Raw genomic sequence first — 1435 nt, forward strand, 5'->3', positions numbered from 1 at the left:
CTTCTTGAAACACTTCGTTCATTACGCGCGCTCGGGTATTCCATTGTTTGTCTAAGCGCTCTGGTTCGATCAAGTACTTCGGCTGTTCTACGCGTTTTAGAAAAGCATTCATGGCGCCCATGACATATGGGTGTGCGTTGAAGGTTCCTCGCGCAAAACATATATCCGTCGGCTTGTGTTCTTTATAGCGTTTCATTAGTTCTGCTTTGCCGCATACGACGCCAACGGGCAAACCGCCACCGAGTGTTTTTCCGTAGGTGACCATATCTGCTTGGACGCCAAAATACTCTTGAGCGCCACCTTTCGCTAAACGAAACCCAAGAAATACCTCGTCCATGATCATCACTATGTTTTTCTTGGTGCNGATCTCACGAAGCGCTTTCAGCCATACTGTGTAGGCTTCTTTATCAAAATGCGCTGAGCGGTCGCTAGCTATCAGCATCGAATCGCTACTGCTTCCGCCATTTGGGTTGAGCGCTTGCAGCGGATTAACTAAGACGCAGGCTATGTCTTTTCGTGTTTTAAGTACCCTGAGCGTGTCGTTAGACATTTCTTTTAAGGTATACACATCGTGCACTTTTCGTGGATTGCCTATGCCGGGTTGAACCCCGTCCCACCAACCGTGATAAGCACCGCAAAAAACAACGGTTCGTTTCTTACCTGTGTGGTAATGCGCGAGACGAACTGCTTGCATTACTGCTTCAGTGCCCGACATATGATAAGACACTTCGTCTAATCCGGAGATGTCTTTGAGCTTATCGGTATTGTTGATGATTAAGGGATGATATGGGCCAAGCGCTGCGCCAAGTTCGCGTGTTTGAGCGATTCCTTCGTCCATGCATTCTTTGTAGAAATCGTAACCGTAAAGATTAACGCCGTAAGCACCTGTTAAGTCATAACTCCAGTTGCCGTCTAAGTCGCGAATCTGCGTACCGCTCGTTGTATCGGCCATCAGACCGATAGGCATTTCATTATGCATAAAAGCACGAAACTGAAATGGCACGCGATAACGGTTAGTGAAATCGACATCCGATAACTTTCCTTCCAGTTTTTTGCTTGCAGCGATTGAGTTAGGAGATAGACGTGTTAAGCGTTCTTTAAGATCGTTAAAACTGGCTTGGCGTTGTGCTGCAATATGCTCCGGCGCATTGTCACAACTAAAGACTCTAGCGTCGTTATATCGATAGTACGGGAGAAGTTTAGCTACCTGCTTTGACATCTTTGCGTGCCCGCGTAGAGACGGGTGCTTTGCTTTGGATAATTGCAGACGGATGGCAATGCGATAGAGCGAGTAAATAATCACTAATGCAATCATTAGCAGCACAAATTGCTCGTGATTCCATGAGCTTGTAAGTTCAGTCATTTTTGATTACCTCTCTGTCGCATTGTGAACAGATCTGAATCCTTAGCTTCGAGCATCGCAGTCTTGATCTAT

1 protein-coding gene is annotated in these 1435 nt (G+C 46.4%); it reads right to left on the reverse strand.

What is annotated here, in order from left to right; all coding sequences use genetic code 11:
- Positions 1-1363, reverse strand: a 1363-nt coding sequence (locus A3738_RS27165) for an aminotransferase class III-fold pyridoxal phosphate-dependent enzyme (RefSeq protein ID WP_068763986.1), incomplete at its 3' end; no start/stop codon positions are given.
- Between the last annotated feature and the right edge of the window lie 72 nt (positions 1364-1435).

The organism is Oleiphilus sp. HI0066 (assembly GCF_001635725.1).